This is a genomic window from Oleiphilus sp. HI0117 (assembly GCF_001635235.1).
Genome location: NZ_LWGA01000817.1, coordinates 1 through 5,614, shown reverse-complemented (window position 1 = coordinate 5,614; position 5,614 = coordinate 1). Strand labels below are relative to the sequence as shown.

At 44.4% G+C, this 5,614-nt stretch carries 7 protein-coding genes; all 7 read left to right on the top strand.

What is annotated here, in order from left to right; all coding sequences use genetic code 11:
• Window positions 1-737: peptidoglycan DD-metalloendopeptidase family protein (locus tag A3757_RS13625; RefSeq protein WP_068739788.1), on the top strand; the 737-nt coding region annotated here is incomplete at its 5' end.
• A 116-nt stretch (window positions 738-853) separates the two neighbouring features.
• Window positions 854-1,882: an RNA polymerase sigma factor RpoS gene (gene rpoS / locus A3757_RS13620; RefSeq protein ID WP_068513624.1), complete on the top strand. Its 1,029-nt coding sequence runs from the start codon at window positions 854-856 to the stop codon at window positions 1,880-1,882.
• Window positions 1,883-2,126: 244 nt separating this feature from the next.
• Window positions 2,127-3,044 (top strand): hypothetical protein, encoded by a 918-nt coding sequence (locus tag A3757_RS13615; RefSeq protein ID WP_082865326.1) that lies wholly within the window; start codon window positions 2,127-2,129, stop codon window positions 3,042-3,044.
• Window positions 3,045-3,050: 6 nt separating this feature from the next.
• Entirely contained in the window at window positions 3,051-3,752 is a 702-nt protein-coding gene (locus A3757_RS13610) for a hypothetical protein (protein ID WP_068511629.1), read from the top strand.
• The gene (locus A3757_RS13605) at window positions 3,749-4,444 is read left to right on the top strand and encodes a hypothetical protein (RefSeq protein ID WP_068511626.1); all 696 of its coding nucleotides are present in this window, start codon (window positions 3,749-3,751) and stop codon (window positions 4,442-4,444) included. The genes A3757_RS13610 and A3757_RS13605 overlap by 4 nt, the downstream gene beginning before the upstream one ends.
• On the top strand, window positions 4,437-4,811 hold the full coding sequence (locus A3757_RS13600) for a general secretion pathway protein GspB (RefSeq protein ID WP_068511623.1): 375 nt from the start codon (window positions 4,437-4,439) through the stop codon (window positions 4,809-4,811). The genes A3757_RS13605 and A3757_RS13600 overlap by 8 nt, the downstream gene beginning before the upstream one ends.
• A 159-nt stretch (window positions 4,812-4,970) precedes the next feature.
• Window positions 4,971-5,614, top strand: a 644-nt coding sequence (locus tag A3757_RS13595) for a secretin N-terminal domain-containing protein (RefSeq protein WP_197470045.1), incomplete at its 3' end; no start/stop codon positions are given.

The following is a 5,614-nucleotide window of genomic DNA, read 5'->3' as shown; positions in this document are numbered from 1 at the left end:
ATCTAGATAAAAACTTTAACCCTCCAGTCTACTTTGGGCAGCATGTTGTACGTAAGGGAGATACCTTATATGCCATCGCATGGCGCTATGGCCGTGAGATGAAGGAGTTGGCGAGAGAGAATGGAATAAAGTCGCCCTATGTGATTGTGCCGGGGCAAAAAATAAATTTAGAACGTCGCAAAAACTCACAGAAATCGAACTTGAAAATATCAAAATCAGGGTCTAAGAGAAGAGGGAATGTAACAGAACGTAAAGAAACTATGCAGAATGGTAAAAACGTAACAAGAGATAAAAAAACCAAGCACATCAAGAACATAAATTGGCAGTGGCCTCATCTTGGCCCGATACTTGCCATGTATTCTGTAAAAGGTTCTGTAGGAACTTCCCGTTCAAGTGGAATGAGCAAAGGGAAGTCTGCGGGTACGACTCTCAATAAGGGGGTCGATATTACCGGCAATTTGGGTTCGCCAATATATGCGGCCGCTGATGGAGAAGTAGTTTATGCAGGCAATGGCTTGTTAGGCTACGGAAACTTGGTAATTATAAATCATAATGAAACTTACCTCAGCGCTTATGCACATAACCAGCGGATACTAGTTAAAGAAGGACAAAAAATAATAAAAGGTCGCAAGATCGCAGAGATGGGGAGCTCTGACTCAAAACAGGTAATGCTTCATTTTGAAATTCGGCGCAATGGTGAGCCGGTTGACCCAATGAAATATCTGCCTGCGAGATAAAACTATCCTAAAAGGGAAAAATGCCAGTTGCGAGGCTGGTAGCGTATTTATTTAAACAGCTAGGTTGCATCATCAAGGATCTTGATGAGCAAACAATAAAAAGCGAGGCAAGACAGATGTCAGCAGAAAGAGAAGCGTACTTTGACGATGTAGTAGAAATTGATGGCGTTGAATCAGAAGAGACAACGACTGAAAGTTGGGGTTTTGAGGAAGAGGCTGAGACAGTCGTCACTCCGATAACCGCGAAAAAGAAAGCTAAGAAGACAGGCATAGACGGTCGCTCATCAGAAAGTCAGTCATACCGTCAGCTTGATGCGACACAAATGTACTTGAATGAAATCGGATTTTCTCCGCTTTTATCCCCAGAAGAAGAAGTTTATTTTGCTCGCTTGGCGCAGAAAGGTGATGCGGCCGGGCGTAAGAGAATGATTGAAAGTAACTTGCGACTCGTTGTAAAGATCGCACGTCGCTATGTTAATCGTGGTTTGACTCTACTTGACCTGATTGAAGAGGGTAATTTAGGCCTAATTCGCGCAGTTGAGAAATTTGACCCAGAACGTGGTTTCCGCTTCTCTACTTATGCAACATGGTGGATTCGCCAAACTATTGAGCGCGCAATCATGAATCAGACGCGTACAATTCGTCTGCCTATTCACGTAGTAAAAGAGCTGAATTTATATCTGCGTGCTGCACGTGAGTTGACTCAAAAACTTGATCACGAGCCATCGCCAGAAGAAATTGCAGATTTGCTTGATAAGCCTGTTGCTGATGTTAAGCGCATGTTGGGCTTGAACGAGCGTGTTGCCTCTGTTGATATGCCTATCGGCGGCAGTAGCGACAAATCATTACTAGATACAGTTGCTGATGAGTCAGCGTCTGATCCTGCAGAGTTGCTGCAGGATAGTAACCTTAAAGGTAGCATTGATGGCTGGTTGGATCAGTTGTCTGGTAAGCAGCAAGAAGTTCTTTCTCGTCGCTTTGGTCTTCGTGGCTACCGTATGAGCACCTTGGAAGAGGTTGGTAAAGAGATTGGTCTAACTCGCGAGCGAGTTCGTCAGATTCAGGTTGAAGCACTTAAGCGACTCAGAGATATCCTTGAGAAGCAGGGCTTAAATGGCGAAACCTTGTTTAATAGTTGCTTCTAAGCTTCTTATGTATGCCGCAAATTTTGTGCAGGCATCAGAGTAAGTAAAAAATCCCCGCCTTTGGTGGGGATTTTTGCATTTACAGTTTTAAAATTCGCTGCTGCTGAGTCTGGGTCTTAATGTTGAATTCTATGTGGTATAAAACTTTTGCAAACAGTAACTTACTGAACTATTCTAACTAAAAGCTTTAAAAAGGCTGGTGGCGCTCCGATTCAGGGGCTTATTTAGATCTAGGGGCAGGTATTTGTTTTCGCTATTTAAAAAGAAATCGAAAGCTCAAGTAGTAGGGCTGGAAGTTCGCTCCAGCGGTATAGCTCTTGCTGTCGCTTCGAAAAATGAAGGCAAAAATGCGCTCATTACATTGTGTGATTATCGTGAGTGCAATGCGGCAGAGCGTGTATCAGTGCTGGAGTCACTTGTTGAAGAGCATGGCCTCGACGGTGCAACTTGTCGCGTCGTTTTGCCGGCAGATCAGTATCGAGTTTACCCTATCGAGAAGCCAAAAGTTGAAGAGAGTGAACTCGTCGATGCCGTTCGCTGGAAGCTAAAAGACCTACTCGACTATGACGTAAACGATGCGGTGCTGGATGTCTATGATTTTCCTCAGGATGCCCTAAAAGGACGTCCGGAACAGGTGAATGTTGTTTCCAGTCGGTCAGCTTTAATCCAGGATACCGTGAATCTCGTCAATAAGTCTGGTTTGGAACTAGAAACAATTGAGATCTCAGAGCTAGCGATTAGGAATATTGCCTTGCGACTAGCAGATGATGATCAAAGACCCGTTGCGGTTTTATATCTTCGTCACGGTGCTGGAATGATTGTGTTGGTTAAAGGTGACACGCTTTACTTTTCCAGGCATTTTGACTTTTCTTTACAAGCGCTGAACGATGTCGCGCAGCAAAACTCGGTTATTCAGCAATTATCTTTAGAAATCCAGCGCTCATTTGATTACTTTGAAAGCCAGATGGCTCAAGTTCCTCCGCAAACGGTTGCACTGATGGGCCCTGCACCCAATATGCCATTAGCAAATATGCTTGGTGGTAGTATTGGCGCCAGAGTCGAACCGCTTGATATGTCCTTGTTTATGCAGGACGAGGCAAATCTGGGCCTTGAAGAAATTCAAGCTTTTGTCGCGCTCGCCAGTGCATTGAGAGAGGGGTAGAGCAATATGCAACAAGTAAACCTCTATACCGACGCTTTCAAACCAAAACGCGTAAAGTTACCACTCGAACAAATTATACTTCTGCCTGTTGTCACCTTGCTCTTGCTCATTGGTGTCAGCTTGTGGCTTAGCCATAGCTTAAAGCAGGAAGCTCAAGAGCTTGAAGTAATCAAATCAAAGAATGAAGAAATGGCAAAGCGCCTTGAAACACTAAGCGTTAAAGCTAAACGCATGAGAAAAGATGAGTCATTAGTCGCCGCTAATCAGCGTTTGCACGCTAAAGCTGAAGCTCGTCAACGAATGATCGAAATGCTAGATACGGTTGTAGTTAAAGATGATGAAGGCTTTTCTAATATTCTGCTCTCACTTGCACGCCAGAACTTAGATAAACTATGGTTGAACTCAATAATTATTGGCTCCTCAGGAAAGGAGATGCATATTGAAGGCATTACCCTGAACGGTGACTTGGTGCCCGAGTATTTGCAAAAGCTTCGTCAGGAAGACAGCCTCCTGGGGCGTACATTTACATTGTTTGAACTTGAAAAACACGAAGGGAAGAGACATTGGTTGAATTTCTCTTTGCGCTCTGAAGAGCACACTGCAGCACCTGAGGTGTTACTTTCTCGTCTTGATAGCAGTGAAGCAATACTCAACTATGCTAAAGACTCGGCTGGTTCTTCTGTAGAACAAGAAGGAGGCCAGAAATGAACCTTGAGAAATGGTACGAACTACGTGATAAAACAGCCGACCTAAGCCTTAGAGAACGGGCAATTATGGCGGGTACTGCTGTGGTGATCATTGCTTTTATTTGGCTGCAGACAGGCTTCGCTGATTATGAAAAAAAGCACAAAGCTAACTTAGCCAACAAAGCATCGTTGACACAAGAAACTGTTGAGCAAAGTAATCGGCTCAGTGAGCTGACTTCAGCTTTGGCTCACGACCCGAATGCAGCACTAAGGCAAGAGCAAGAACAATTAAAAGAGCGCCTGCAGGGCTTACGTTTAAAGATAGGGCAGCGTATGAGTAACCTGGTTGCGCCTGAAGATATGGCAAACCTTATGAAAAAGGTCTTATCTGACTACAAAGGCTTGAGCTTGCTAAGTGCCAAAAATCTACCGGTAGAGCCCTTGAACGTGAGTTTGGGGAGTACCACAGACGAATCAGATAAGACTAATGATAGCGCCATTTCTGCAGAGCCTCAGGCGGTTATATTTACGCATGGCTTTGAAATGGAATTGCGAGGAACTTATTTCCAGACGGTTGAATATTTACAGCAATTAGAAAGCTTGAGCGGCTTTTACTGGAGAATGCTGAGTTATAAAGTTGATCGGTACCCTAATGCGACGATAAAAGTTCAGCTCAGTACTCTGAGCCTGGAAGAGGACTGGATCGGTGTTTAAAACTACAATTTACAAGAGCTCTTTAGTATTAGTGTTTGGCTTATGCTTAAGCGCTTCATTGTCGCTGTCCGCCAAACAAACTTATAGTTTGCCTGGCGGTGAGGTCTTGTCTGACCCAACAGCGCCGTATGGGGAAAAGAGAAAGGCTGCCGCGAAAACCAAGCGCCGTATGCCGAACTTCTCTCTCAACTATATAATGAGCGCAGGGGATAACCGCCGAGCAATGATCAATGGCAAAAAAGTGTATGAAGGAGACTTTGTTTCCGGTGCGAAAGTAAGAAGAATTTCGTCGGAGTCTGTCTCGTTGGTGTATGACGGAAGAGAAGTCGTTTTGCACCTCAATAAAATCAAACAAATTCGAAAATAACTTTAAGCGGGCCTAAGCTAAGGTTTGGTCTGCGATATAAAGCCTATAGCTACATGATTGTGGCAGGCTCAAAAGTACAGAAGTGAGAACAACATGGTAAGGTCAAAAGGCTCGTATCAAGTAACAAAACAAGGTGCCCACAGTTTACTGGCATTTTGTATGTGCTTAATTCTATCTGCCTGTGCGAATAAAAATGCGCTGCTCCAGACACCAACCGCGAACACCACGTCGGCGGTTGATCAGATAAACGATACCTTGGATGAGGCGCTTGATGAGCAGAATGAGCCTTTATCTCCCCATGCGAATGAAGAAGTGCCGCTTGCTGTTGTTGACGCACTAACGCCACAAATTGGTAATTACAATAGTGCAATAGGAAAAATTGAGCCGCGCTTTGATATTGGCGTGAACAATGTTCCGGCACGGGATTTCTTTGCCGGCCTTGTAGACGGTACAAATAAAAATATGGTTGTTCATCCTGATGTTAGTGGCAGTATTAGCTTGCAACTCAGGGATGTAACGGTATCTGAAGTGATGAGCATTGCCAAAGATATCTATGGTTATGAATATGAGGAGTCAGGCCGACTTATAAAGGTCTTCCCTGCCGGGCTTCGTACCCAGATCTTTCAAATAAACTATCTGAATGTAAACCGAAACGGCGATAGTGAGACGCGCGTTAGCTCTGGACAAATTACTCAAAACTCAAGTGGAGGAAGCTCTTCCTCAAGTGACTCCGACTCAGATTCTGGCAGTGCTAGTACGCAAAGCAGCGGTTTCGGAACTCGTATTGCGACCACTAACCAGAA

What these genes read in the sequence shown, in the direction of transcription:
- A3757_RS13610 (WP_068511629.1), top strand. Translation starts at nt 3,051, where the DNA reads ATGCAACAAGTAAACCTCTATACCGACGCTTTCAAACCAAAACGCGTA.
- rpoS (WP_068513624.1), top strand. Translation starts at nt 854, where the DNA reads ATGTCAGCAGAAAGAGAAGCGTACTTTGACGATGTAGTAGAAATTGAT.
- A3757_RS13605 (WP_068511626.1), top strand. Translation starts at nt 3,749, where the DNA reads ATGAACCTTGAGAAATGGTACGAACTACGTGATAAAACAGCCGACCTA.